The following is a 24,739-nucleotide window of genomic DNA, read 5'->3' on the forward strand; positions in this document are numbered from 1 at the left end:
TAAGGCCCTGAAACCCTTCGGTGAATGTGACGTGCGCGACGAGTGACCCTCCCGGACTGCACCAAAGGTCACAAGAGGCGTAGCCTTTATTCCCGCTGTCCACCACCTTAGGAAGCGGAAGAGGGCGGTTGCCGCCGTGTCGCTACAGTCCCCCAACAGTGCGAGTGTCTCGACCGAACAGGAAGAGCAGCGGAAGAATCCCGCTGCGGCGTTCGGTTCCAACGAGTGGCTCGTCGACGAGATCTACCAGCAGTACCTCCAGGACCCGAACTCGGTAGACCGAGCCTGGTGGGACTTCTTCGCCGACTACAAGCCGGGCGGTGCCACCGCGCCGAACCCGCCGGCAGCAGGCGCTGCTCCGGCGGCCCCGGCTCCGTCGGCACCTGCCCCGGCGGCCCCCGCCGCGGACGGGCCGAAGCCCCCCGCCCAGCCGGCCGCCCCGGTGCGGCCCGCCGCCCCGGCCAAGCCGGCCGCCGCCGCTGCGCCCGCGCCGGCCAAGGCCGCTCCCGCGAAGCCCGCGGCGAAGGCCGCCCCGGCGAAGAGCGCGCCCACCGGCGAGGCCCCCGCGGGTCCCGAGTTCGTCACCCTGCGCGGCCCGTCGGCCGCCGTTGCGAAGAACATGAGCGCGTCCCTGGAGCTGCCGACGGCCACGTCCGTCCGCGCGGTCCCGGTGAAGCTGCTGTTCGACAACCGCATCGTCATCAACAACCACCTCAAGCGCGCCCGCGGCGGGAAGGTCTCCTTCACGCACCTCATCGGGTACGCGATGGTGCAGGCCCTCAAGGCCATGCCGTCGATGAACTGCTCCTTCGCGGAGAAGGACGGCAAGCCGACGCTGGTCAAGCCGCCGCACATCAACCTCGGCCTGGCCATCGACCTGGTCAAGGCGAAGGGCGAGCGCCAACTGGTCGTCGCGGCCATCAAGAAGGCCGAGACGCTGAGCTTCTTCGAGTTCTGGCAGGCGTACGAGGACATCGTCCGCCGGGCCCGGGACAACAAGCTCACGATGGACGACTTCACCGGGGTCACCGCGTCGCTGACGAACCCCGGCGGCATCGGCACCGTCCACTCCGTGCCGCGCCTGATGCCCGGCCAGTCCATGATCATGGGCGTCGGTTCGATGGACTACCCGGCCGAGTTCCAGGGCACCTCGCAGGACGCCCTGAACAAGCTGGGCGTCTCCAAGGTCATGACGCTGACCAGCACCTATGACCACCGGGTGATCCAGGGCGCCGCCTCCGGCGAGTTCCTGCGGGTCATGAGCCAGCTCATGCTCGGCGAGAACGACTTCTACGACGACATCTTCAAGTCGCTGCGGATCCCCTACGAGCCGATCCGTTGGATGCGGGACATCGACGCCTCGCACGACGACGACGTCACCAAGGCCGCCCGGGTCTTCGAGCTGATCCACTCCTACCGGGTCCGCGGCCACGTCATGGCCGACACCGACCCGCTGGAGTACCACCAGCGCAAGCACCCCGACCTGGACATCACCGAGCACGGCCTCACCCTGTGGGACCTGGAGCGGGAGTTCGCGGTCGGCGGCTTCGCCGGCAAGTCCATGATGAAGCTGCGCGACATCCTCGGCGTGCTGCGTGACTCGTACTGCCGCACCACCGGCATCGAGTTCATGCACATCCAGGACCCCAAGCAGCGCAAGTGGATCCAGGACCGGGTCGAGCGCCCGCACAAGTCGCCCGAGCGCGACGAGCAGCTGCGCATCCTGCGCCGGCTGAACTCCGCCGAGGCGTTCGAGACGTTCCTGCAGACCAAGTACGTCGGCCAGAAGCGGTTCTCGCTGGAGGGCGGCGAGTCGGTCATCCCGCTGCTGGACGCGGTCATCGACTCCGCGGCCGAGGCGCGGCTGGACGAGGCCGTCATCGGCATGGCCCACCGCGGCCGGCTCAACGTGCTCGCCAACATCGTCGGCAAGTCCTACGCGCAGCTCTTCCGCGAGTTCGAGGGCAACCTCGACCCGAAGTCGATGCACGGCTCCGGCGACGTGAAGTACCACCTGGGCGCCGAGGGCACCTTCACCGGCCTGGACGGCGAGCAGATCAAGGTCTCGCTGACCGCCAACCCCTCCCACCTGGAGGCCGTCGACCCGGTCGTCGAGGGTGTCGCCCGCGCCAAGCAGGACATCATCAACAAGGGGGGCACGGACTTCACGGTCCTGCCGATCCAGTTGCACGGTGACGCGGCGTTCGCCGGCCAGGGCGTGGTCGCCGAGACGCTGAACATGTCGCAGCTGCGCGGCTACCGCACCGGCGGCACGGTGCACGTCGTCATCAACAACCAGGTCGGCTTCACCGCCGCCCCGGAGTCGTCGCGCTCCTCCATGTACGCCACGGACGTGGCCCGCATGATCGAGGCGCCGATCTTCCACGTCAACGGCGACGACCCCGAGGCCGTCGTCCGGGTCGCCCGGCTCGCCTTCGAGTTCCGCCAGGCGTTCAACAAGGACGTGGTCATCGACCTCATCTGCTACCGCCGCCGCGGCCACAACGAGCTGGACAACCCGGCCTTCACCCAGCCGCTGATGTACGACCTGATCGACAAGAAGCGCTCGGTGCGCAAGCTCTACACCGAGTCGCTGATCGGCCGGGGCGACATCACCCTCGAAGAGGCGGAGCAGGCGCTCCAGGACTTCCAGGGCCAGCTGGAGAAGGTCTTCACCGAGGTCCGCGACGCCACCACGGCGCCCGGTGCGGTGGAAGTCCCGCAGCCGCAGGCGGAGTTCCCGGTCCACGTGGACACCGCGGTCTCCCAGGAGGTCGTCAAGCGGATCGCCGAGTCCCAGGTCAACATCCCTGAGAACATCACCGTCCACCCGCGCCTGCTGCCGCAGCTCCAGCGCCGGGCGACGATGGTCGAAGAGGGCACGATCGACTGGGGCATGGGCGAGACCCTGGCCATCGGTTCGCTGCTGATGGAGGGCACCCCGGTCCGGCTCGCCGGCCAGGACTCCCGCCGCGGCACGTTCGGCCAGCGCCACGCGGTGCTGATCGACCGGGAGACCGGCAACGACTACACCCCGCTGCTGTACCTGTCCGAGGACCAGGCGCGGTTCAACGTCTACGACTCGCTGCTCAGCGAGTACGCGGCGATGGGCTTCGAGTACGGCTACTCGCTGGCCCGTCCGGACGCGCTGGTGATGTGGGAGGCGCAGTTCGGCGACTTCGCCAACGGTGCGCAGACCGTCGTCGACGAGTTCATCTCGTCCGCGGAGCAGAAGTGGGGCCAGACCTCCGGCGTCACCCTGCTGCTGCCGCACGGCTACGAGGGCCAGGGCCCGGACCACTCCTCGGCCCGGATCGAGCGCTTCCTCCAGCTCTGCGCGCAGAACAACATGACCGTCGCGATGCCGACGCTGCCGTCGAACTACTTCCACCTGCTGCGCTGGCAGGTGCACAACCCGCACCACAAGCCGCTGGTCGTCTTCACCCCGAAGTCGATGCTGCGTCTGAAGGCGGCGGCGTCGAAGGCGGAGGAGTTCACCACCGGCGGCTTCCGTCCGGTCATCGGCGACAGCACGGTCAAGCCCGAGGACGTCCGCAAGGTCGTCTTCTGCTCCGGCAAGGTCTACTACGACCTGGAGGAGGAGCGGACCAAGCGCGGCGCGAACGACACCGCCCTGGTCCGGATCGAGCGGCTGTACCCGCTGCCCGGCAAGGAACTCCAGGCGGAGATCGCCAAGTTCCCGAACGCCGAGAAGTACCTGTGGGCGCAGGAGGAGCCGGCGAACCAGGGTGCCTGGCCGTTCCTCGGCCTCAACCTGATCGACCACCTGGACCTGGCGGTCGGCGCCGACGTCCCGCACGGTGAGCGCCTGCGCCGCATCTCGCGGCCGCACGGCTCCTCGCCGGCGGTCGGTTCCGCCAAGCGGCACCAGGCCGAGCAGGCCCAGCTCATGGCGGAGGTCTTCGACGCGTGAGCGTCTAGTCCGTGACCACGGCCCCGAAGGGCCCGTTCCCACCCAGGTGGGGCGGGCCCTTCGGGCTGTCCGGGCCCGGCGCGGATGCCGGCGGCCCGCGGCACGGGCGGTCCGCGCGGCTGCCTATCCTGGCCGCAATGTCCCTTTGACCTGCTGGAGAGCACGTGTATTTCACCGACCGCGGCATCGAGGAGCTGGAGAACCGGCGCGGCGAGGAGGAGGTCACCCTCGGGTGGGTGGCCGATCAGCTCCGGACCTTCGTCGACCTCAACCCGGACTTCGAGGTGCCGGTGGAGCGGCTGGCCACCTGGCTGGCCCGGCTGGACGACGAAGACGACGAAGACGACGAGTAGGACGTAGCCGAGCAGGGCGTGGGGGCGTAGGCGCAGAGGGCCGTCACCTAGGGGAACGGAAGGGGCGTATCAGGGCAAGGTCGGGGTTGGGCCCGCTTGACTCTCCCGGACTGCGATATATCGTGTCTAGCGAAGACGCGATATGTTGCGTTGTCCGCCTACCCAGGGGAGGCCAGGTATGTCAGCCCAGTCCGAGTGGTCGGTCTCCGGGCCGCGCACGCTGGAGTTCGCCGAGCCCGTCCGGACGCTGACGGTGCGCCTGGTGGGCGGCACCGTCAACGTCGTCGGCACCACCGAGGACGGCCCGGCCCGCCTGGAGGTCTCCGCGGTCGACGGCCCGCCGGTGTCGGTCTCCCACGAGGACGGCACCCTCTCCGTCGGCTACGACGACCTGCCCTGGAAGGGCTTCTTGACATTCCTCGACCGCAGGGGCTGGCAGCGCAGCGCGGTGGTCTCGGTGACGGTGCCGGCCGCCACCCGCGTCGAGGTCGGCGTGGTCGGCGCCGGCGCGGTCGTCTCCGGCATCTCCGGTCCCACGGAGCTGCGCGGGGTCAACGGGGACGGCACCCTCGTCGGCCTCTCCGGCCCGGTCCGCGCCGACACCGTCGGCGGCAACGTCGAGGCCCAGGCGCTCACCGGCGACCTCCGCTTCCACTCCGTCTCGGGCGATCTGACGGTCGTCGAGGGCACCGGCGGCGCGGTCCGCGCCGAGTCCGTCAGCGGCGACATGGTGCTGGACCTGGATCCGGCGACCGGCGCGGAGATCGAACTGACCACGGTCTCCGGCGAGATCGCCATCCGGCTGCCCGACCCGGCCGACGCCAAGGTGGACGCCGGCACCACCACCGGCGCGGTCACCAACGCCTTCGACGACCTCCGGGTCACCGGCCAGTGGGGCGCCAAGCGGATCACCGGCTCGCTGGGCGCCGGCACCGGCCGGCTCCGGGCCACCACGGTCTCCGGCGCCCTGGCCCTGCTGCGCCGCCCCGCCTACGAGGAGTCGGACGGTCCCGCCGGCGCCGCGCCGCCCGGCGCGCCGGGCGAAGGCCCCTCCCCCACGACCCCGCCCGCCGGGAAGAAGGTGCTCTGAGCATGCCCCCCGTCTTCGCCCACGGCCGCCTGCGGCTCTACCTCCTCAAGCTGCTCGACGAGGCCCCGCGGCACGGCTACGAGATCATCCGCCTCCTGGAGGAGCGCTTCCAGGGGCTCTACGCCCCGTCCGCCGGCACGGTCTACCCCCGGCTGGCCAAGCTGGAGGCCGAGGGCCTGGTGTCCCACACCACCGAGGGCGGTCGCAAGGTCTACTCCATCACCGACGCCGGCCGCGCCGAGCTCGCCGACCGCGGCGGTGAACTGGCCGATCTGGAGCTGGAGATCCGGGAGTCGGTGGCGGCGCTCGCCTCCGACATCCGCGAGGACGTCAGCGGTTCGGCCCGCGATCTGCGCCGGGAGGTCAAGGAGGCCGCCCAACAGGCCCGCGCCGGCCGCCAGAAGGGCGACGGGAAGGCCGGCGGCAAGGCCGGTCGCGGGGCCCCGGGCGGGCGCCCGTTCCCGGAAGCCTCGGACTACTTCGACGGCGCGTACGGCGACAAGGACGCCTGGCGGCAGGCGAAGGAGGAGTTCCGGCGCGCCAAGGAGGAGTGGAAGGAGCAGGCCCGGCGGGCCAAGGAGGAGAGCCGGCGCGCCAAGCAGGACGCCCAGCGGGCCCGCAAACAGGCCCGGGACGCCCAGGTGTTCGCCCGCGAGGAGGTCCAGCGGGTGATCCGCACTGTCCAGGAGCAGGCCCAGGGGGCGGTGCGCACCGGGGACTGGTCGTCGGCGGTGAAGGAGGCGCTGGCCGAGGTCTCCCGTGAGGTCGGCCGCTTCACGGGCGCCCCGTCCGGTGCCGGCGAGCGCGACGGCACCGCGGACGGCCCGCGGGTCACCGTCGAGCGGGTCGATCTCACCAAGGAGGCCCCAAAGTCGGCGCCCTCGGAGGAGGCCGCCGGGCCGGCCGCGGCGGCGCCCGCACCGCCGGAGCCCACCGCGCCCGCCTGGGCCGCCGAGCCCGGCAGCGGCGATCCGGCCCGCGACTTCGACCGCCTGCTGGACCGCTTCCGCGACGACCTGCGGGACGCGGCCCGCGACCACGGCGTCACCGCGGAGCAGTACGCCGAGTCCCACCGCCGGCTGGCGTCGGCCGCCGCCCACATCGGCACACTGCTGCGCCGGCCCGGTGCGGGCGACGACGACGCCACCGGCGCGGGCGGCGGCCCGGGGGCGTAGGCGCGGGCCGGCGGTCCCGGTGGCCGGGCGCCCGTGTGCGCCCTCCGGTCCGGGGCCGCCGTTGGTCCGTCCCCTTCGGGCGCCGAGCCCGCCGCCGGCGCCCCAAGTCCCGCCGTCAGCCCGCGCGTTCGGCGGGCGGCCGGGCCAGCGTCCGCGCCACCGCCTCGTACGTCACCCCGCGGCCGGCGAGCACCGCCCCGGCCGGTCCGGAGCGGGCGGTGAGCGCCAACAGCAGGTGCTCGTCGCCGATGTGCCGGTCGCCGCGGCCGAGCGCGATCCGCAGGGCGCGCTCCAGCACCGCCTTGCCCTCCGGCGCGAACGCCCGGCGGATCCGCCTGCCGCGCCCGCCCCGGCGGCCACCGACCGCCAACGCCCCGGCGCCGTGCGCCTCCTCCACCCGCGCGATGACCTCCTCGACGTCGATCCCGAGCCCGGCCAGCGCCGCCGCGTCGACCGCCGAGAGGCCGGCCCGCCGGCGGTCCGCCGCCAGATCGTCGGCGAGCGCCGCCCGTGGCGCGCCGAGCCCGTCGAGTGCCGCGGCGGCCGGGGTGCCTCGGCGGTCCAACACCGCCAGCAGCAGCTCCGGTTCGCCGATGGTGTCGCTGCCGGTGCGCTCCGCGTGCGCGCCGGCGTCGCGCACCACCGCCCGCGCCCCGGCCGTGAGCCTCTCGAACATCAGCGCCTCCCGTGCTTCTTGTGGACCGCCTGCCGACTGACCCCCAGTTCGGCGGCGATCTCCTGCCAGGACCAGCCCTTCGCGCGGGCGCTGCGCACCTGTACGGCCTCCAACTGCTCCAGCAGCCGGCGGAGTGCGGCGACGGCGCGCAGCCCGGCTCGCGGGTCCGGGTCGCTCGCCCGCGCGGCGAGATCCGTTGCTTCGGTCATGATGTCAACGTAGGTTGACGGACAAGGCATGTCAACCCCAGTTGACAGGCCCCTCCATAAAGACACCCCTCCACGCCCCAACCCCCTTGATCTCAACCACACTTGAGGGATCAGGCTCGTGCCGTACCCAGGAGCGCCCCAACCGAACGGAGCCGCCATGTCCCCGACCGACCCCGCCCCGACCCTCGCGTTCCCGGACGTCCAACGGCCCGACGCCGGCACCGCCCTGATCAGCGCCTGGCTGGTACCGGACACCCGCTTCCAACGCCCGGCGGCCGACGCGGTGTGGGATGCCTGGGAGGCGCAGCCCCGCCCGGCCGCGATGCTGGCGCTCACCACCTTCCTGAGCACCGACGGCGGCCACGTCCTCACCTACGCGCAGTGGACCGACGACGCGGCCCACCAAGAGTGGGTGCGCACCCGGCGCCCCGCCGCCCTCGCCCCCATCGACGCGGCCCTCCCCGGCATCCGCCGCCCGGGCCTGACCCGTTACCGCCACCACCGCAGCCACGTGGCCGCGGAACGCGCCACGCGGACACCGGAGTTCGTGGTGACCCCGGCGTTCGCCACCGCCACGGTGGACGCCCAGCACGCCCTCGCCGACACCGTGCTCCGGATGCTGGCCGAGGAGCCCGTCCCGGGGCTGCTCGGCGCGCACCTCCACCTCTCCCGGGACGGCCGCCGGGTGCTCAACTTCGGCGAGTGGCGGGACCGTTCGGCCTGGCGGGCGTTTGCCGACAGCGCCGCGCCGGCCCGGCTGCGGACGGCGATCGAGGCGCTGCCCGGGGTCGCTCCCGCCCCGGCGGTACCGGCGGACGGCGCGAGCGCGGGCACGTCCGGCGTACCGGCCGTGCCCGCCTATGTGCCGCACCGGAGCCTGGTCAACGTCCCGCCACCAGGACGCGGCTGACGCCCCCTCTGCTCCGGTGCCGACGGCTCAGACCGTCAACACGACCTTCCCGAAGAGCTCCCCCTCCGCCATCTTCGCGAAGCCCTCGCGCGCCCGGTCCAGCGGCAGCGTCGAGTCGATCACCGGCCGGATGCCCTTGGCGGCGCAGAAGTCGAGCAGCCCGGCCAGTTCCTCCTTGCTGCCCATGGTGGAGCCGACGACCTTCAGCTCCAGGAAGAAGATCCGGTTCAGCTCGCCGCTCTTGGGCGTGAAGCCGCTGGTGGCACCGGAGATGACCAGGGTGCCGCCGGGCCGCAGCGACCTGATCGAGTGCGACCAGGTGGCCGCGCCGACCGTCTCGATCACCGCGTCCACCCGCCCGGGCAGCCGCTCACCGGTCGGGAACGCCGCCTCGGCGCCCAGTTCCACGGCGCGCTTGCGCTTGGCCTCGTCCCGGCTGGTGGCGAAGACCCGCAGGCCCGCGGCGGCGCCCAGCACGATGGCGGCGGTCGCCACCCCGCCGCCGGCGCCCTGGACCAGCACGCTGTCGCCGGGCCGGACCCCGGCGTTGGTGAACAGCATCCGGTACGCGGTCAGCCAGGCGGTGGGCAGGCAGGCCGCCTCCTCGAACGAGAGCTCCGCGGGCTTGGGGAGGACGTTCCAGGCGGGCACGGTGACCCGCTCGGCGAAGGTGCCCTGGTAGCGCTCGGTGAGGATGGAGGGCTTCTCGTCGGGGCCGACGCCGTGGCCGGTCTGCCCGATGACGGAGTGCAGGACGACCTCGTTGCCGTGCTCGTCGATGCCGGCGGCGTCGCAGCCGAGGATCATCGGGAGCGACTCCTCGGTGATCCCGACGCCGCGCAGCGTCCACAGGTCGTGGTGGTTGAGGGAGGCGGCCTTGACGTCGACGGTGGTCCAGCCGGGGCGGGCGGTGGGGGCCGGGCGCTCCCCCAATTCCAGTCCGGAGAGCGGCTGATCGCGGTCGATGCGGGCGGCGTAGGCAGCAAACATGATCCCAAAGTAGGCCGCCGGCGGTCCCCGCGACAGCGGGCGCGGGTGTGACACGCACCGCCCGGCGGGTGCCCGCGGGTGGCCGGATCCGTGCGGCCGTTTCCGGCCGGCGCCGCCCCACGCGAACGGGCCGGGCCGACACCCCCGAGGGGTGCCGGCCCGGCCCGTTTTCCGGTGGTCGGTCCACGGCGGACCGGTCAGCGCCGGGCCACGCCCTCCGCGCGGGCGGCGGCCGCGACGGCCGCGGTGACGGCCGGGGCGACCCGCTCGTCGAACGGCGAGGGGATGACCTTGTCCGCGCTCAACTCGTCGGCGACGACGGCGGCCAGCGCGTCGGCGGCGGCGAGCTTCATGCCCTCGGTGATCTGCGCGGCGCGCACCTGCATGGCGCCGGCGAAGATGCCGGGGAAGGCGAGCACGTTGTTGATCTGGTTCGGGAAGTCGCTGCGCCCGGTGGCGACCACGGCGGCGTACTTGTGGGCGACGTCCGGGTGGATCTCCGGGTTGGGGTTGGCCATCGCGAAGATCAGCGAGTCCTTCGCCATCTTCGCCACCGCCTCCTCCGGCACCGTGCCGCCGGAGACCCCGATGAAGACGTCGGCGCCGTCCAGCGCCGACTCCAACGAACCGGTCAGGCCGGCCTTGTTGGTGAAGCCGGCCAGCTCGCGCTTGACGTCGGTGAGGTCCTCCCGGTCCGCCGAGACCACGCCCTTGCGGTCGCAGACGGCCACGTCGCCGATGCCCGCGTTGATCAGGATCTTGGCGATGGCGACACCGGCCGCGCCGGCGCCCGAGATGACCGCGCGCAGGTCGCCGAGCTCGCGCTCGGTGAGCTTGGCGGCGTTGCGCAGGGCGGCCAGGGTGACCACGGCGGTGCCGTGCTGGTCGTCGTGGAAGACCGGGATGTCCAGCCGCTCCTGGAGCCTGCGCTCGATCTCGAAGCACCGCGGTGCCGAGATGTCCTCCAGGTTGACGCCGCCGAAGGACGGCGCGAGCCGGACGACGGTCTCCACGATCTCGTCGGTGTCGGTGGTCGCGAGCGCGATCGGGACCGCGTCGACACCGCCGAACTGCTTGAAGAGGATGGCCTTGCCCTCCATCACGGGAAGGGAGGCTTCCGGTCCGATGTCGCCCAGGCCCAGCACCGCCGTGCCGTCCGTGACGACGGCGACGACCTGGGACTTCCAGGTGTAGTCGTGCACGAGCTCGGGCCGCTCGGCGATGGCGCTGCACACCTTGGCGACGCCCGGCGTGTACGCGAGGGACAGGTCGTCCCGGTCGCGGACCGGCACGGTCGCCTGGATGGCCATCTTGCCGCCGCGGTGCAGGGCGAAGGCCGGATCGAAGGGCTCGCCGGACGTGCCGTCCGCGCCGCCCGCACCGGTCTCGCGATCGCTGCGAGGATTGACGATCTCCGCTGCCACTGTTCTTAGACCCCTTTGTCGTAAATCAGTTGAGGGTGGCCACTCCCTGGTTGGGGGGTGGGCGGGCACCGCGCCCGCGCCCTGCGCCGCGGATGGCCGCCGCGCGGGGGGAGGTACGGACGCCGGGCGCGCCGCACACGCGCCCTGAGCCCCGGATGAGGGGTGTAACGACCCTTTCTACCGGACGGGCATGCACGCCGACGAGTCAGATTCGTTACCTGCTGGTACAAGGCCCAGACAATAGCGACGGAATGCCCGAAACCACTGAACGCCCTCGGGGCCCGTCCGTATTCCGAGACATCGCCCCTTCGTCGGCGCTCTCCCTATCCGCCGCGGGCAGCCGATTCCCTTGCGCGGGAAGGCCGGGAGTGACCATTGCCCGTCCGTTATGCGATTTTGACCTGAACGGCAGTCCGAATACCGGAGTCCGGATGGCAAGATTCCGTCACCGACCGAGGGCGCGACGCCCAAAGGTGCCCAAAGGTGTGTGCCCACCCCCTTCTCACCAGCGCATCGGCTGCCCACACTGGCACGTCGGTTACCCATCCGCAGGAGGATCCGCATGACCGCAGACACCACCCGTCGCGCGGCGGCCGGCAGGCCCGGCAGGTCCGTCAAAACCGCTGCCGCGATAGCCACGGTCACCGCATCGCTGCTGCTGCTCAGCGCCTGCGGTGACCAGACCCAGGCGGCGCAGGCCCGGCGGGAGGCGGCGAAGAACCGGAATCCGCACGCCCCGCTTTTCAGCAAGTTGCCCAAGGACGTCCAGGACAAGGGGATGCTCCAGGTCGGCTCGGACATCACCTACAAGCCCGTGGAGTTCCGGTCGAACGGCAAGGTGGAAGGCATCGATCCGGATCTCGCCGCCGCCATCGGCAAGGAACTGGGCATCAAGCTCAATTTCAACAACGCCACCTTCGACACCCTCATGGGCGGCCTGAAGTCCCAGCGCTACGACATCGCGATGTCGGCGATGACGGACACCAAGGACCGTCAGCAGGGCGTCGACTCCACCACCGGCAAGAAGATCGGCGAGGGCGTCGATTTCGTGGACTACCTCAACGTCGGCGTCTCGCTCTACACGCAGAAGGGCAAGACCCAGGGCATCGACGGCTGGGAGACGATGTGCGGCAAGAAGCTGGCCGTGCAGCGCGGCACCGTCTCCCACGACCTCGCCAAGGAGAAGTCCAAGTCCTGTGAGACGGGCGGCCAACAGCCGATCTCCATCGAGGCGTTCGACAACGACTCCGAGGCCCAGACCCGGTTGCGCACCGGCGGGGTCGACGCGGTCTCCAGCGACTACCCGGTCGCGGCCTACGCGGTGAAGGTCTCCGGCGGCGGCAAGGACTTCCAGATGGTCGGCGGCGCCCCGCTCAAGGCGGCCCCGTACGGCATCGCCGTCCCCAAGGGGCAGGAGAAGCTGCGCGACGCGATCAAGGCGGCCGTGGAGCTGACGATCAAGAACCACGCGTACGACGCCGTCCTGGCCAAGTGGGACGTCAAGGACGCCGGCGTCAAGGAAGTGAAGATCAACGGCGGCTCCTGAGGCCGGCGTTCGACCCGCCGAAGCCGGCGCGGTCCGCGCGGTCCTCCGTTACGCCTCTCCCGTCACACGCTGAAAGGCAGCCCTGTGTCAGTCGACGTCGACAAGCCGGCCGAGCCGCCGGCGGCCGCTCCGCCCCAGCCCGAGCCCATCAAAGCCATCCCCGTCCGCCACTACGGCCGCTGGATCGCCGCGCTCGTCGTCATCGGGCTGCTGGCGCTGCTCGTCCGGGCCTTCGCCTCCGGAAAGGTCAACTGGGGCGCGATACCGGAGTACATGTTCAACGCGGACATCCTCAAGGGTCTGCGCAACACGTTGTGGATCACGCTGCTGGCGATGGTGATCGGCATCGTGCTGGGCGTGATCCTGGCGGTCATGCGGCAGTCCAAGAACCCGGTGACCTCGTCCGTGGCGTGGTTCTACATCTGGTTCTTCCGCGGCACCCCGGTCTACGTCCAGCTCTTCCTCTGGTTCAACCTCGGCCTGGTCTTCCAGTACATCGACATCATGCCGATCTACAAGGACGAGTGGTCGGACTTCATGACCCCGTTCCTGTGCGCGCTGCTCGGCCTCGGCCTCAACGAGGCCGCATATATGGCCGAGATCTGTCGGGCCGGTCTGAACGCCGTCGACGAGGGCCAGACCGAGGCCGCGCACGCGCTGGGCATGAGCCACAGCAGGACCCTGCGCCGGATCATCGTGCCGCAGGCGATGCGGGTGATCGTGCCGCCGACCGGCAACGAGGTCATCAACATGCTCAAGACCTCGTCCCTGGTCATCGCGGTGCAGTACTACGACCTGTTGCAGGCCGCGCAGAACGTCGGCCGGGACTCCGGCGTGGTGGTCGAGATGCTGATCCTGGCCGCCGCCTGGTACCTGATCGCCACGACGGTGCTCAGCGTCGGCCAGTACTACCTGGAGCGCTACTACGCCCGCGGCTCCAGCCGCCAGCTTCCGCCCACCCCGTTCCAGCGCCTCAAGGCGAAGCTGGCCGGCCCGAACCGCGCCGGAGGTGCGGCATGAGCAAGCCCACGAGCAGGACCTCGATCACCGGCTCCGGCAAGGCGGCCGTCCCGATGGTCAAGGCCGAGGGCGTCCACAAGTCCTTCGGCAACGCCCACATCCTCAAGGGGATCGACCTGGAGGTGGCGCCCCGGGAGGTGTTCTGCCTGATAGGCCCCTCCGGCTCCGGCAAGTCCACGTTCCTGCGGTGCATCAACCACCTGGAGAAGGTCAACGCCGGCCGGCTGTCGGTCGACGGCGAACTGGTCGGCTACCGCGAGCACCACGGCAAGCTCTACGAGCTGCGCGACCGCGAGGTCGCCGCCCGTCGGCGGGACATCGGGATGGTCTTCCAGCGCTTCAACCTCTTCCCGCACATGACCGCGGTGGAGAACGTCATGGAGGCGCCGGTCCAGGTCAAGGGCGAGGCCAAGGCGTCCGCGCGGGAGCGGGCGGTCAAGCTGCTGGACCGGGTGGGGCTGGCCGACAAGGCCGGCAACTACCCCTCGCAGCTCTCCGGCGGCCAGCAGCAACGGGTGGCGATCGCCCGGGCGTTGGCCATGGAGCCCAAGCTGATGCTCTTCGACGAGCCGACCTCGGCCCTCGACCCGGAGCTGGTCGGCGACGTGCTGGACGTGATGAAGGACCTGGCGGCCGACGGCATGACGATGGTCGTGGTCACCCACGAGATGGGCTTCGCCCGCGAGGTCGGCGACTCGCTGGTCTTCATGGACGACGGCGTGGTCGTCGAATCCGGCCACCCGCGCGAGGTGCTCACCAACCCCCGGCACGAACGGACCCAGTCGTTCCTGTCCAAGGTGCTCTGACGGGCCCGGCCGCGGCGCGGTGGGCGGGACCCGCGCGGTCCCGCCCGCCGCGCCGGGTGCCCGCGCGGCGCCGCGGGCTACTTCAGCGCCAGCACGAGGCTGTCGGTCGGCGAGGCCCACACCGGGCGCACCTCGGAAAACCCGGCCGCGCGCAGCGCCTCGGCGTGCCAGCGCAGCGGGGGCGTCTCGCCGTCCGCGTGCTCGCCGTAGATCGCGAAGCGCTCGGCGGTCGGCCCGGCCAGGTGCGGGGTGGCGGCGGCCCGCCGCCACCACTCGGCCCAGTCGACCGCGCCGGCCGCCTTGGCGCGCGCCATCCGGGCGTGCCGGAACTCCCGCTCGGCGGCGTTGATCCGCGGGGTCTCCTCGTCGGGCATGTGGTCGGCGTTGAGGAACACCCCGCCGTCCCGGACCAGGCCGCCCAACCGCCCGTAGAGCGTACGGAGTTCGGGCGCGTGCAGCCAGTGCAGCGCGGTGGCGGTGAGCACCGCGTCGTAGGAGTCGTGGGGCAGCCCCGCGGGCCACTGCGGGTCCTTGAGGTCGGCCCGGACGAAGCGGATTCGCGGCTCGTCGGCGAAGTACCCCTCGGCGATCGCCAGCAGCGCCGGGTCCAGGTCGACGCCGACGCTCTCGGCCTTGGGGAACCGCTTCAGCAGCCGGTCGGAGATGCTGCCGGTGCCGCACGCCAGGTCGAGCACCCGGGGCTCCGGCCCCACCAGCGCCTCGACCATGTCCAGCATCACCCGGAACCGCTCCTCGCGGTCCGGCATGTACCACTCCTGCTGGCGGTCCCAACTGTCCTGCCACGCCTGCCAGTCGCCGTCGAGCACGGTCTCGGTCATTGCCACCCCTCCGGTACGTAATACCCTCGTACTGACAACACCCATTACGCCTGGGTGCTTGCACCTTAGACGCCGTCCCGTAAGGACTACAAGTGGAACTGGCCTATTACTCGGACTATGCCGTGCGGCTGGTCAACACCGAGCAGCCCGAGCGCGGCGGGGACAGCCTCACCTCGGTCGAGGCGGTCCGCGAACTCTTCGGCGTCGCCCAGCAGGCCGCCCGGCGGGCCACCGAGAGCGATGTGACCCGGCTTCGGGCGGTCCGCTCCCGACTGCGCGCGGTCTTCGAGGCCGCCGACGGCGGCGACGAGGTGCGCGCGGTGGACCTGCTCAACGCGCTGATGATGGAGTTCCCGGTCAGCCCGCAGATCTCCGGCCACGAGTTCCGGGACGACGACGGCCGCCCCAAGTGGCACCTGCACATCGCCGACCACGCCGCCAACGCCACCGCCGGCTACACCGCGACCGCCTGCATGGGCCTGGCGTTCCACCTCACCGAGCTCGGCGTGGACCGGCTGGGCATCTGCGAGGCCAGGCCCTGCCGCAACGCCTATCTGGACACCTCGACCAACCGGTCCCGGCGCTACTGCTCCGACCGCTGCGCCACCCGCTCCAACGTCGCCGCCTACCGCGCCCGCAAGCGCCGGGAGAGCGGCCGCACCGCCGACAGCGCCCAGGCGCCCCAGTCGAGCACCGCGCGCGGCGAGCGCTGAAGTCCACGCGGCGGCCGCACCCGCAGCCAGGCCCGGGCGATCACCAGCTCGTCGGGGACCGTCCCGAACTCCCGGCTGTCGTTCTCCACGAACGGATTGTCGCCGCGCACCCACCAGCCGCCGTCCCGCCGCTCGACCGCCCGCTTGACGATCAGCAGGTCCTGCCGGAACGGGTGCCGCAGCACGACCACGTCACCGGGGCGCACCTCCGCCCCGTACCGGACCACGAGCTGGTCACCGGGCCTGAGCGTCGGCACCATCGACGGGTTGTAGACCTCGGCCAACCCCAGCGCCCGCAGCGGCCCGCCGCGCACCGACTCCGCGCCGTCGCCCGCGCCCCGCTCCGGCCCGCGCACCCGCTCCGGCATCCGTACCTCCCGCTGCTGCCCCCGTCCGACCCTCACGGACCATCCTCCATCAGTCCCGACCCGGTGCCGGACTTTTGCCCTAAGACCCCCGGGGCGCCCGAGAAAAGCCTTCCCGCACCGAGTAATCTCGCACCTGAGAAGACGATCACGAGGAAGGACTGAACATGCTTTCCCGCCTGTTCGCCCCGAAGGTCCGGGTCAGCGCCCACTGTGACCTGCCCTGCGGCGTGTACGACCCCGCCCAGGCCCGCATCGAGGCCGAGTCGGTCAAGGCCGTCCAGGAGAAGTACCAGGCCAACGAGGACCCGGACTTCCGCACCCGCGCCGTCCTGATCAAGGAGCAGCGGGCCGAGCTGGCCAAGCACCACGTCTCGGTGCTGTGGAGCGACTACTTCAAGCCCCCGCACTTCGAGAAGTACCCGGAGCTGCACCAGCTGGTCAACGACACCCTCAAGGCGCTCAGCGCCGCCAAGGGCTCGAACGACCCGGCCACCGGCCAGAAGGCCCTGGACCTGATCGCCCAGATCGACAAGATCTTCTGGGCGACCAAGAAGGGCTGAGCCCGCCCCATCCCGCCCGGCCGGCGCTCGCTTCGACCGCCCGGCCCCGGAATCGACCGCACCCGGTCCGCACCCCGCCGCAACCCGGCGGACGTCGCGGGCCGGGTGCGGCCGTTCCCGGCGCCGTCGGGCCGGGAACGGCCGCGGGCGATAGCTCCGCCCTATAAGCCCCTGACGCCTCAGCGCTCGACCGACAGCATCCCGCCGTGCCGGACCAGCCAGTCGTGGTACGCCTCGCTGGCCCAGGCGATCTCCGTGTAGGCGGCGGTGAGGTCGGCGAACAGGTCGTCGGCGGAGGCGGCCGGCGGGCCGTCCGCGCGGCAGGCCATGAACAACCGGACCGCCAACGGGTCGCCGTGCAGCGGGCGGATCGCCATGCCGGGGCGGGAGCGTGCGGTGGGCTGGCAGGGGGTGACCACCTCGCCGGCCATGACGAGGTCCACGGCGGTGAGGTAATCGCCGTGCACCACCCGGGGGTTGATGCCGGCCGCGGCCCAGATGCGGCGCAGGCCGGCCCACTCGCCGTCCACCGTCGGGTCGACCATCCACTGGTCGGCGGCCAGGTCGGCGACCCGGACGACGGGGTGACCGGCCGCCGGGTGGCTCTCGGCGAGCGCGATGAACTGCGGTTCCCGGGCGAGGAGTTCGTGCGCGAGCAGCCCGTCGGGGACGCGCAGCGGTGCGCCCTCGACCTCGTGCACGAAGGCCGCGTCGAGCTGGCCCATCGCGACCATGTGGAGCAGGGCGTTGGCGGACACGTCGGTGCGTATCGTGGTGTCGGTCTCCGGCAGGCGGGCGCGCAGCCGGCGCAACCAGCCCGCGACGGCCGGGCTGTTGGTGCTGCCGATCCGCAGCCGGGTGCCCTCCTCCCGTACGGAGACCGAGGCGATGTCCTCGACAAGCGCGCGCATCTCGGCCACTATCGGCCGGGCGCGGCAGAGCACCGAATGCCCGAGCGGGGTGGGACGACTGCCGGTCGGCTCGCGGAAGAAGAGCTGGCCGCCGAGGGCCTTCTCGATGCGGTGGAGCTGGGTGGTCAAGGAGGGCTGCGTCATTCCCAGTTGACGGGCCGCCTTGCGCACGCTGCCGGTGTCGGCGATGGCGCACAGGGCGCGAAGATGCCTTACCTCAAGCTCCACGCCCGGAGCATAAACGCGCAGACGCAACTCACACCAGACTTTTACCACCGGTCCGAACTCCGGCCCTTCACCAGCGCGTTGGCCGGTCGCCACCCGGGGTATTGACCCGCGCTATCGCCACCTGGCATCTCCGCCTTCCGGGTGAACTCCGTCCACACTCAACGGCACCAAGAAATCCGCAGGGCCCCGGCCGCCGCCCCACACGGCGGCCGTACGGCCCCTCGGAAATAAAGGAGCCCCCCACATGAGAACTCCCAAGACGGCGCTGTCGGCTGCGCTCGGTCTGGGCCTCGCCGCCGCGCTCGCCGCGGCCGCACCGGTGTCGGCCGCGCCCGTCACCGCACACTCCGCCCCCCACCACAGCACCCCCGCCTCGATCGCCGCCTACACCGGCTCGGCGGCCGAGAAGGCGAACACCAAGGCGTTCTTCAACGCCGTCATGGCGGTGGCCAAGGCCAAGCACCTGGCCAACCCGTCCCTGAAGTCGGTGACCGTCACCTACGACGCGAGCGCCGCGCCGTCCTTCGCGGACCAGATATCCCAGAGCGCCTCCATCTGGAACGGCGCCGTGCAGAACGTCAAGCTCCAGGCGGGCAGCGGCGGCGGTGACTTCCAGTACAAGGAGGGCGACGACCCGCGCGGTTCGTACGCCAGCACCGACGGCCACGGCAAGGGCTTCGTCTTCATCGACCACGCCCAGGCCCAGCAGTACAACTCGGTCCGCGTGGTCGCCCACGAGACCGGTCACGTGCTGGGGCTGCCGGACCACTACGAGGGCCCGTGCAGCGAGCTGATGTCCGGCGGCGGGCCCGGCCCGTCCTGCCAGAACACCCAGCCGGACGCCAACGAGCGCGCCAAGGTGGACCAGCTCTGGGCCAACGGCCTGGCCGGCGTCCGCTTCGGCGGCTGACCTCCCGGGTCAACTCCGGGACGCGGCACGGCGGTCGCCCGTCGTCCGCCCGGCCGGGCTGACGGTGGCCGGGCGGACGGCGGGCCGGGGCTGACGGAGGCCGGCACCTGGCGGGGCCGGCCTCCGTACCCCCCACCAGCCCTCGCGCGCCGTACGTCCGCCCATGCGGTGGGGCTCCTCCCCGAGCCCCACCGCTTGCGTACGCGCGGGGAGTTGGCCGGTCAGCGCCAGAGGGCCTGGCCGAGGGCCAACCCCGCGCCGGCGGCGGCCAGTCCGGCCACCAGGCTGAGCACCACGTTGAGCGCGGCGTACCGGCGCGCGCCGTCGGCGGCCAGCCGCAACGTCTCGTAGGAGAACGTCGAATAGGTCGTCAGCGCCCCGCACAGGCCGGTGCCGAACAGCAGTTGGAGGTCCGGCCCCGCGGCGCCGGTCAGCACGCCCAGGACGAGGCTGCCGCCGGCGTTGACGGCGAGCGTCCCCCAGGGGAAGACGGTGTCGTGCCGGGACTGCACGAAGCGGTCGGTGAGGAAGCGCAGCGGTGCCCCGACCATGGCACCGGCCACCACCAGCAGCCAGTTCACTCGCGCGAGTCCTCCCCGCCGGCGGCCGTGCCCGGCCGGCCCCGGAACGCGATCGTCTCGCACGGGTCGAGGGTCATCAGGCCCCCGCCGGCGAGGAGTTCGGTCAGCCGCGGCAGGAACGCCCGCACCCGCTCCTCGGTGTCCACCACGACCACCGCCACCGGCAACTCCTCGCTGAGCGAGAGCAGTCGGTGGGTGTGGATCAGCGAGGTGGACCCGAAGCCCTCGATGCCCCGGAAGGCGCTCGCCCCGGCCAGCCCCGCCGCGCGGGCGCGGTGCACGATCTCCGCGTAGAGCGGCCGGTGGTGCCAGAGGTCCTGCTCGCCGACGAAGACGGTCAGCCGCAGGCCCGGCTCGCCGGCCGGCACCGGGTCGCCCGGGGGCCCGGCCGGGCCGCGGCCCGTCGTGCCGTCGGTCATGCCGCCCGCCGCCCCGGTCCGACCAGCGCGCGGGTGGTGGCCGCGGCGAGCGCCACCGCGGCCAGCGCGGCGAGCAGGGTGCCGGCGAGATAGGCCAGAGCCAGCGGCAACCGGCCGGCGCCCACCAGGCGTTGGATGTCCACCGCGTAGGTGGAGAAGGTGGTGAAGCCGCCGAGGACGCCGGTGCCCAGGAACGGGCGGAGCAGCCGGTGGGCGCTCCACACCTCGGTGATCAGCACCATCAGGACGCCCATCAGCGCACAGCCGGCCACGTTGACCAGCAGCGTGGTCCAGGGAAAGGCGTCCCGCGCGGTCGGCCAGAGCAGCCCCGCGCCGTAGCGGGCCGAGGCGCCGAGGGCGCCGCCCACGGCCACCGCGCCGATCACCGGCCACTGGCCCTGCCAGGGCAGCGGGCGGCGGGCTGGCTGGTCCATGGTCCGCGGGCCTCCCTGCTCTGCTGCGTGCGACCGGGCGTCGTCGCCCTCAGGTTAAGCCGTGCCGTTTGACACGGCTAAACATGGGATGTTCCCATCACTGGCGGAATCGGCGCCCCGTCGAGGGGTGCCGACGGACGCGGAACCCACCCCCCGCGAACGAGAGGACGGCGCCGATGCCGCTGCGCAGTACCGCCCGCACCAGCCTCGTCGAGCTGGTCATCGAGCAGATGGAGCGGCTGATCGCCGACGGCGAGTGGCCGGTCGGCGCGAAGATCCCCGCCGAGCCGGTGCTGGTCGAGCAGTTGGACGTCGGCCGGAACACCGTCCGCGAGGCGGTCCGCGCCCTGGTGCACACCGGGATGCTGGAGCCGCGGCAGGGCGACGGGACCTACGTCCGGGCCCGCAGCGGCTTCGGCGCGGCGGTCCGGCGCCGGCTGCGCCGGGCCGCCAACCTGGAGGCGTACGAGGTCCGTTCGTGCCTGGAGCGCGACGCCGCCCGTTACGCGGCCGAGCGCCGCACGGACGAGGACCTGGCCGCGCTGCGGGAGGCGCTGGCGGTGCGCGGCCGGGCCTGGGACACCGGCGACGCGGCCCGCTTCGTGGAGGCGGACATGCGCTTCCACCGGGCGGTCGCGGCCGCCGCGCACAACGGCCTGCTGGCCGAGTTGTACGAGCAGTTCAGCGACGCGCTGCGGGAGGCGCTGGCGGCCGTGGTCGACACGCCGCTGCTGCCCGACGCGGTCCGGCACCAGTGCGACGCGCACGCCGCGATCGTCGACGCGATCGAGGCGCGGGACCCGGACGCCGCCGAGCGGGCGGCGCTGGCGCACCTCGCGGAGGCGGCGCAGGTACTGCGCGAGGCGCCCGCCGAACCGGCCCGGAAGACGAAGACCGCCGGTGCCGCCAACGGGACGGCCCGGAACGACGGGACACAGGAGGAAGCCCAGTCATGACCCAGGGACCGCCGACGGGGATATCCGAGGCGCGGCCGGCCGCCGGGCCGACGACCGCGCCCGGAGAGGGCCCCGCGCCCACCGGCACCACCGGCCGCCGCGCCCTCTACCTCGGCCTCGGCGTCGTCCTGTTGGCGCTGAACCTGCGCCCGGCGCTGGTCGCGGTCTCCCCGCTGGCCGGCACCATCCGCACCGAGAGCGGGATGTCGGCGGCCGCCACCAGCCTGCTGACCGCGCTGCCGCTGCTCTGCTTCGGACTGCTGGCGCCGGTCGCGCCGCGGCTGGGCCGGCGCTTCGGGATGGAGCGGTCGCTGCTGGCCACCATGGTGCTGATCTGCCTGGGCACCGGGCTGCGGCTGCTGGACTCGGTGGTGGCGCTGTTCGCCGGGACGGTGGTGATCGGCGCCGGCATCGCCGTCGCCAACGTCCTGCTGCCCGGCCTGATCAAGCGGGACTTCCCGGCCAGGGCCGGCCTGATGACCGGGCTGTACTCGATGTCGCTGTTCGGCGGCGCGGCGCTGGCGGCCGGCGTCACCGTGCCCGTGCAGCAGGCCGCGGGGCTCAGCTGGCAGGCCACGCTGGCCTGTTGGGGCGCGCTGGCGCTGCTCGCGCTGGTGGTCTGGCTGCCGCAGACCCGCACCCGCACCGACGTCTCCGAGGCCGCCGCCCGGCAGGCCGCCCACCCGGTGCGCAGGCTGTGGCGCTCCCCGCTGGCCTGGCAGGTCACCGGCTTCATGGGGCTGCAGTCGCTGAGCTACTACGCGGCCGCCGCCTGGCTGCCGACGGTCTTCGAGGACGCCGGGATGAGCGCGGGCGACGCCGGCTGGATGCTGTCGTTCTCCTCGCTGTTGGGGATCGCGGGCTCGTTCCTGGCGCCGGTGATCGTCGGCCGCCGGCTGCGGGCCGGCACCCTGGCGGCGCTGGGCGCGGTGCTGTGCGCGGCGGGCTTCGTCGGGGTCTGGGCGGCGCCGGTCGGCGGCGCGTACCTGTGGATGACGCTGCTCGGCCTCGGCCAGGGCGCGGCGATCAGTCTGGCGCTGCTGTTCATCGTCCAGCGCGCCCCGGACACCCGGCACGCCGCCCAACTCTCCAGCATGGCCCAGTGCTTCGGCTACATCCTCGCCGCCACCGGCCCGGCGGTGCTGGGCGCGGTGCACGACGCCTCGGGCTCCTGGACGGTGCCGCTGGCGCTGCTGCTGGCGCTGCTGGTCCCGCAGGTGGCGATGGGGCTCGGCGCCGCCCGACCGCGGCACGTCGCGGGGCGATGAACGCGGGGGCGGTCGAACGGCCGCCCCCGACAAGCCCGTTGGCCCCCGCGGAGATCCCTACAGCCAGCCGTTCCGCTTGAAGCCGCGGTGCATCAGCCAGCAGACCCCCACCATCACGGCCATCACCGTCGGATAGCCGTAGGTCCAGTTCCTCTCCGGCATGTACGCGAAGTTCATGCCGTAGACGCCGGTGACCATGGTGGGGACGGCCAGGATCGCCGCCCAGGCGGACATCCGGCGCATCGCCTCGTTCTGGGCGTTGGCGACCTGGGCGAGGTGCGCCTGGAGTATCGAGTTGAGCAGTTCGTCGAAGCCGGTGATCTGCTCCCGGACCCGGTCGAGGTGGTCCGCGACGTCCCGGAAGTAGGTCTTGATCCGGGGGTCGATGTACATCGGCGAGCGGGTGGCGAGCTCCTGGAGGGGGCGGTCCAACGGGGTCACCGCCCGCTTGAACTCCAGCAGCTCGCGCTTGAGTTGGTAGATCCGGCCGGCGCCACGGCTGCCCCGGACCGAGAAGACCTCGCTCTCGACGTCGTCGATGTCGTCCTGGACGGCGGCGGCGACGTCGAGGTAGTCGTCCACGACGAGGTCGGCGATGGCGTGCAGCACGGCCGACGGGCCGAGCGCGAGCTGCTCGGGCTCGCGCTCCAGTTGCTCGCGCAGCGGGCCCAGCGAGCCGTGACCGCCGTGCCGCACCGTGATCACGAAGTCGGCGCCGGTGAAGACCATGATCTCGCCGGTGTCGACGACCTCGCTGGTGTCGGTGAGTTGGTCGTGCTCCACGTAGCGCACGGTCTTGAAGACCGTGAACAGCGAGTCGTCGTAGTGCTCCAGCTTGGGGCGCTGATGGGCGTGGACCGCGTCCTCGACGGCGAGCGGGTGCAGCCCGAACAGCTCGACGATGCCGGCGAACTCCACCTCGGACGGCTCGTGCAACCCGATCCAGACGAAGCCGTCACCGGTCCCCCGGACCTGCAAGATCGCCTCGTCGGCCGGTCGGTGACCGTCCTGGCGCACCCCGCCGACGTAGACCGCGCAGTTCACCACGGCGGTGCCCAGCGGCGAGCGCGCGGGGTGGCTGAGGTCCACCGCGCCGCGACGCGGCTGCGGCAGCCGGACGGCCTTGCGGAGGTTGCTGATCATCGACACCGGGTCAGTATCGCCCGTGGGCGCGCGCCGGCGGTATGCCGGCCGCCTGATTTTGCGCACTCCGCACCGACCCGTGGTGGACTCCGTGCCCCGCGTTTGCCCGCCCCCGAGTGCGCCCCGCGCGCCGGTGGAAGGCCGGCGCGCGGTCCCAGACCACCACACACCGTCCCGAAGAGTCCGGAACCCTGGGCGCCCCGCCCTAGGACAGCATCCGTCCTACTTCGTCCCCCATCATCGTCCCCATGAGTGAGACGTCGGCACGCCTGCTGAATCTGCTGTCCCTGCTCCAGACGCCCCGGGAGTGGCCCGGCCGGGAGCTGGCCGAGCGGCTGCGGGTCACCACCCGCACCATCCGCCGCGACATCGAGCGACTGCGCGAGCTGGGATATCCGGTGCACGCCACGATGGGCGCCGACGGCGGCTACCGGCTGGCCGCCGGCACCGCCATGCCGCCGCTGCTGCTGGACGACGAGGAGGCGGTGGCCATCGCGGTGGGCCTGCGCTCGACCGCCGGGCACACCCTCGTCGGCATCGAGGAGGCGTCGGTGCGGGCGCTGGCCAAACTGGAGCAGGTGCTCCCGACCCGGCTGCGGCGCCGGGTCAGCACCCTGGGCACCGCCACCGTCCCGATGCCCGGCGGCGACGGCCCGACCGTCGACCCGGAGCACCTGACGGTGCTGGCCGCGGCGATCGCCAACCACGAGCGGGTGCGCTTCCGTTACCGGGCGCACGCGGGCGAGTCGAGCCGGCGCCTGGTGGAGCCGCACCGCCTGGTCGCGGCCGGCCGCCGCTGGTACCTGGTCGGCTACGACAACGACCGCGACGACTGGCGGATCTTCCGGGTGGACCGGCTGGCCGAGCCGTTCGCGACCGGGGTGCGGACCCCGCCGCGCGAACTGCCGGCCGCCGACGCCGGGACGTACGTCCAAGAGCGGATGCGGGGGCTCACGGCCGGGTACCGGGCGGTGGCGACGGTGCGGGGGCCGGCGGCGGAGGTGGCCGCGCGGCTCGGCGGGCCGGCGGTGGGCGAGGTCACCCCGCTCGACGCGGGCACCTGCCGGTGGCGCAGCACGCCGGATTCGCTGGAGTGGCTGGCGATGCGACTGATGCTGCTGGGCTTCGAGTTCACGGTCCATGAGCCGGCCGAGCTGACCGCGTACGTGCGGGAGCTGGGCGGCCGGGCGGTGCGGGCAGCCAGGGCCGGGGCGCCGGACGACGCGGCGGGGCCGGGCGACGGGAATACCCCAGGGGGGTAAAGTGTTGGTCGAGA

25 protein-coding genes are annotated in these 24,739 nt (G+C 72.4%); 14 read left to right on the top strand and 11 right to left on the bottom strand.

Annotated features, from left to right (window positions below):
* The first annotated feature begins 136 nt into the window (after positions 1-136).
* From ACIQU6_RS02550 to ACIQU6_RS02565, 4 genes are all read left to right on the top strand, one after another.
* The gene (locus tag ACIQU6_RS02550) at positions 137-3,934 is read left to right on the top strand and encodes a multifunctional oxoglutarate decarboxylase/oxoglutarate dehydrogenase thiamine pyrophosphate-binding subunit/dihydrolipoyllysine-residue succinyltransferase subunit (protein WP_403479783.1); all 3,798 of its coding nucleotides are present in this window, start codon (positions 137-139) and stop codon (positions 3,932-3,934) included.
* A 164-nt stretch (positions 3,935-4,098) separates the two neighbouring features.
* A complete protein-coding gene (locus ACIQU6_RS02555; RefSeq protein WP_403479784.1) occupies positions 4,099-4,287 on the top strand; it encodes a DUF6104 family protein in 189 nt (62 codons plus the stop codon).
* A gap of 178 nt (positions 4,288-4,465) precedes the next feature.
* On the top strand, positions 4,466-5,377 hold the full coding sequence (locus ACIQU6_RS02560) for a DUF4097 family beta strand repeat-containing protein (protein ID WP_403479785.1): 912 nt from the start codon (positions 4,466-4,468) through the stop codon (positions 5,375-5,377).
* A gap of 2 nt (positions 5,378-5,379) precedes the next feature.
* Positions 5,380-6,552 carry a helix-turn-helix transcriptional regulator gene (locus tag ACIQU6_RS02565; RefSeq protein ID WP_403479786.1) on the top strand — a complete coding sequence of 391 codons (1,173 nt, stop codon included), beginning with the start codon at positions 5,380-5,382 and terminating at the stop codon, positions 6,550-6,552.
* A 115-nt stretch (positions 6,553-6,667) separates the two neighbouring features.
* Here ACIQU6_RS02565 and ACIQU6_RS02570 read toward each other — a convergent pair whose 3' ends face one another.
* Together ACIQU6_RS02570 and ACIQU6_RS02575 are read right to left on the bottom strand one after the other, a co-directional pair.
* The gene (locus ACIQU6_RS02570) at positions 6,668-7,228 is read right to left on the bottom strand and encodes a Clp protease N-terminal domain-containing protein (protein WP_403479787.1); all 561 of its coding nucleotides are present in this window, start codon (positions 7,226-7,228) and stop codon (positions 6,668-6,670) included.
* Entirely contained in the window at positions 7,228-7,437 is a 210-nt protein-coding gene (locus ACIQU6_RS02575) for a helix-turn-helix domain-containing protein (RefSeq protein WP_039640853.1), read from the bottom strand. The genes ACIQU6_RS02570 and ACIQU6_RS02575 overlap by 1 nt, the downstream gene beginning before the upstream one ends.
* Positions 7,438-7,594: 157 nt before the next feature.
* On the opposite strand from ACIQU6_RS02575, the gene ACIQU6_RS02580 reads away from it, so the two are divergent.
* The gene (locus ACIQU6_RS02580) at positions 7,595-8,347 is read left to right on the top strand and encodes an antibiotic biosynthesis monooxygenase (RefSeq protein WP_403479788.1); all 753 of its coding nucleotides are present in this window, start codon (positions 7,595-7,597) and stop codon (positions 8,345-8,347) included.
* Between the two features lie 27 nt (positions 8,348-8,374).
* Here ACIQU6_RS02580 and ACIQU6_RS02585 read toward each other — a convergent pair whose 3' ends face one another.
* Both ACIQU6_RS02585 and ACIQU6_RS02590 read right to left on the bottom strand, forming a co-directional pair.
* On the bottom strand, positions 8,375-9,337 hold the full coding sequence (locus tag ACIQU6_RS02585) for a zinc-binding dehydrogenase (protein ID WP_403479789.1): 963 nt from the start codon (positions 9,335-9,337) through the stop codon (positions 8,375-8,377).
* 197 nt (positions 9,338-9,534) lie between these two features.
* Positions 9,535-10,761: an NADP-dependent malic enzyme gene (locus tag ACIQU6_RS02590; RefSeq protein ID WP_403479790.1), complete on the bottom strand. Its 1,227-nt coding sequence runs from the start codon at positions 10,759-10,761 to the stop codon at positions 9,535-9,537.
* Between the two features lie 562 nt (positions 10,762-11,323).
* On the opposite strand from ACIQU6_RS02590, the gene ACIQU6_RS02595 reads away from it, so the two are divergent.
* From ACIQU6_RS02595 to ACIQU6_RS02605, 3 genes are all read left to right on the top strand, one after another.
* Positions 11,324-12,307 (top strand): ABC transporter substrate-binding protein, encoded by a 984-nt coding sequence (locus ACIQU6_RS02595; protein ID WP_403479791.1) that lies wholly within the window; start codon positions 11,324-11,326, stop codon positions 12,305-12,307.
* Between the two features lie 84 nt (positions 12,308-12,391).
* Positions 12,392-13,327 (top strand): amino acid ABC transporter permease, encoded by a 936-nt coding sequence (locus ACIQU6_RS02600; protein WP_403479792.1) that lies wholly within the window; start codon positions 12,392-12,394, stop codon positions 13,325-13,327.
* Positions 13,328-13,380: 53 nt separating this feature from the next.
* Positions 13,381-14,133 carry an amino acid ABC transporter ATP-binding protein gene (locus ACIQU6_RS02605; RefSeq protein ID WP_403479933.1) on the top strand — a complete coding sequence of 251 codons (753 nt, stop codon included), beginning with the start codon at positions 13,381-13,383 and terminating at the stop codon, positions 14,131-14,133.
* Between the two features lie 77 nt (positions 14,134-14,210).
* Here ACIQU6_RS02605 and ACIQU6_RS02610 read toward each other — a convergent pair whose 3' ends face one another.
* Positions 14,211-14,972, bottom strand: a complete 762-nt coding sequence (locus ACIQU6_RS02610) for a class I SAM-dependent methyltransferase (RefSeq protein WP_403479793.1) — start codon at positions 14,970-14,972, stop codon at positions 14,211-14,213.
* 92 nt (positions 14,973-15,064) lie between these two features.
* On the opposite strand from ACIQU6_RS02610, the gene ACIQU6_RS02615 reads away from it, so the two are divergent.
* Positions 15,065-15,685: a CGNR zinc finger domain-containing protein gene (locus ACIQU6_RS02615; protein ID WP_403479794.1), complete on the top strand. Its 621-nt coding sequence runs from the start codon at positions 15,065-15,067 to the stop codon at positions 15,683-15,685.
* On the opposite strand, the gene sodX is transcribed toward ACIQU6_RS02615, so the two are convergent.
* Positions 15,598-16,053, bottom strand: a complete 456-nt coding sequence (gene sodX, locus ACIQU6_RS02620) for a nickel-type superoxide dismutase maturation protease (RefSeq protein ID WP_403479934.1) — start codon at positions 16,051-16,053, stop codon at positions 15,598-15,600. The genes ACIQU6_RS02615 and sodX overlap by 88 nt on opposite strands.
* Before the next feature lie 164 nt (positions 16,054-16,217).
* On the opposite strand from sodX, the gene sodN reads away from it, so the two are divergent.
* Positions 16,218-16,613 carry a superoxide dismutase, Ni gene (sodN, locus tag ACIQU6_RS02625; protein WP_403479795.1) on the top strand — a complete coding sequence of 132 codons (396 nt, stop codon included), beginning with the start codon at positions 16,218-16,220 and terminating at the stop codon, positions 16,611-16,613.
* Between the two features lie 179 nt (positions 16,614-16,792).
* Here the strand turns inward: sodN and ACIQU6_RS02630 are convergent, their stop codons facing one another.
* Entirely contained in the window at positions 16,793-17,752 is a 960-nt protein-coding gene (locus tag ACIQU6_RS02630; protein WP_403479796.1) for a LysR family transcriptional regulator, read from the bottom strand.
* 244 nt (positions 17,753-17,996) lie between these two features.
* Here ACIQU6_RS02630 and snpA point away from each other — a divergent pair, with 244 nt between their 5' ends.
* A complete protein-coding gene (gene snpA, locus ACIQU6_RS02635; RefSeq protein WP_403479797.1) occupies positions 17,997-18,662 on the top strand; it encodes a snapalysin in 666 nt (221 codons plus the stop codon).
* Between the two features lie 221 nt (positions 18,663-18,883).
* Here the strand turns inward: snpA and ACIQU6_RS02640 are convergent, their stop codons facing one another.
* The 3 genes from ACIQU6_RS02640 to crcB are packed head-to-tail and all read right to left on the bottom strand — an operon-like array spanning position 18,884 to position 20,096.
* On the bottom strand, positions 18,884-19,243 hold the full coding sequence (locus ACIQU6_RS02640) for a fluoride efflux transporter FluC (protein ID WP_403479798.1): 360 nt from the start codon (positions 19,241-19,243) through the stop codon (positions 18,884-18,886).
* Positions 19,240-19,662 (bottom strand): DUF190 domain-containing protein, encoded by a 423-nt coding sequence (locus ACIQU6_RS02645; protein ID WP_403479799.1) that lies wholly within the window; start codon positions 19,660-19,662, stop codon positions 19,240-19,242. Before ACIQU6_RS02645 ends, ACIQU6_RS02640 begins: the two co-directional genes overlap by 4 nt.
* Positions 19,659-20,096 carry a fluoride efflux transporter CrcB gene (crcB, locus tag ACIQU6_RS02650; protein WP_403479800.1) on the bottom strand — a complete coding sequence of 146 codons (438 nt, stop codon included), beginning with the start codon at positions 20,094-20,096 and terminating at the stop codon, positions 19,659-19,661. The genes ACIQU6_RS02645 and crcB overlap by 4 nt, the downstream gene beginning before the upstream one ends.
* A gap of 176 nt (positions 20,097-20,272) precedes the next feature.
* Between crcB and ACIQU6_RS02655 the strand changes: the two genes are divergently transcribed.
* Positions 20,273-21,052 carry a FadR/GntR family transcriptional regulator gene (locus ACIQU6_RS02655; RefSeq protein ID WP_403479801.1) on the top strand — a complete coding sequence of 260 codons (780 nt, stop codon included), beginning with the start codon at positions 20,273-20,275 and terminating at the stop codon, positions 21,050-21,052.
* Positions 21,049-22,320, top strand: coding sequence for a CynX/NimT family MFS transporter (locus ACIQU6_RS02660; RefSeq protein ID WP_403479802.1), 1,272 nt, complete (start codon positions 21,049-21,051; stop codon positions 22,318-22,320). Before ACIQU6_RS02655 ends, ACIQU6_RS02660 begins: the two co-directional genes overlap by 4 nt.
* 57 nt (positions 22,321-22,377) lie before the next feature.
* Here the strand turns inward: ACIQU6_RS02660 and corA are convergent, their stop codons facing one another.
* Positions 22,378-23,463 (bottom strand): magnesium/cobalt transporter CorA, encoded by a 1,086-nt coding sequence (gene corA / locus ACIQU6_RS02665; RefSeq protein WP_403479935.1) that lies wholly within the window; start codon positions 23,461-23,463, stop codon positions 22,378-22,380.
* A 248-nt stretch (positions 23,464-23,711) separates the two neighbouring features.
* Here corA and ACIQU6_RS02670 point away from each other — a divergent pair, with 248 nt between their 5' ends.
* Positions 23,712-24,725: a helix-turn-helix transcriptional regulator gene (locus ACIQU6_RS02670; protein WP_403479803.1), complete on the top strand. Its 1,014-nt coding sequence runs from the start codon at positions 23,712-23,714 to the stop codon at positions 24,723-24,725.
* The last annotated feature ends 14 nt before the right edge of the window (positions 24,726-24,739 follow it).

Origin of the sequence: Streptomyces sp. NPDC090442, assembly GCF_044769405.1 — a bacterium.
In the GTDB taxonomy this organism is placed as follows: Bacteria; Actinomycetota; Actinomycetes; order Streptomycetales; family Streptomycetaceae; genus Streptomyces.